The 654-nt window shown below is 32.4% G+C and carries 1 protein-coding gene; it reads right to left on the bottom strand.

The genetic code is table 11. The features are described from left to right. On the bottom strand, window positions 1-654 hold a 654-nt coding region (locus AC4AGG_RS16720), incomplete at both ends, for a hypothetical protein (RefSeq protein WP_489773157.1).

The raw sequence follows: 654 nt of genomic DNA, 5'->3' as shown, positions 1-654 counted from the left end.
AATTTTTTAAAATCATCCGTTTGATTTTTTTTACCATTATTGTACCAAACCACAAAATCAACTAATTTGCTAATATCATTAATTTTTAATGCAAAAAGACCTTTGTTTGTAAATACGAAGATAACTGCTTTTTGGGGAGTAGGAGAAACATTGGGATTAGCAGGATCTATTTCTATAACTCCATTAGCTGCAAGTTGAAATAAATCTTCCGGAGTGAAAATACCAATATGCTCAGGATTGTTGGATAAATGATTATGAGCTGTTCCGTATGTCTTATAATAATACGGCTGGTAACTACTTTCTTTATATGGATAATTGATATTTCCATTTGCGTCTCCCACAATAATATCCGAAGTTTCATTTCCCGGAATATCTCTTAACAAAACGCCATTTTCGTTTGTTCCCGTAATATTTGATTTTAAAGTAGAGAATTTACTTTTCACATTCGTGTTTTCACCAATGCTTTGTAATTGTTCACAATTTTTTGTTGGTTTTGTAATTTCTACAATCGGCACAGTTGGTGTTCCGCCTAATTCATTTTCTGGATTTTGTGGAGCATTTGGATCCTCTGGATTTTCAGTATTATTACTTCCTGTATTATTTGTTCCATTTGGATTGTATTCTCCACTTCCAGAAGTACCACTACCGTTATTT

Source organism: Chryseobacterium sp. CG10_8 (assembly GCF_058117085.1).
The sequence above is the reverse complement of the archived record's forward strand: the minus strand, read 5'-3'. Positions and strand labels throughout refer to the sequence as shown.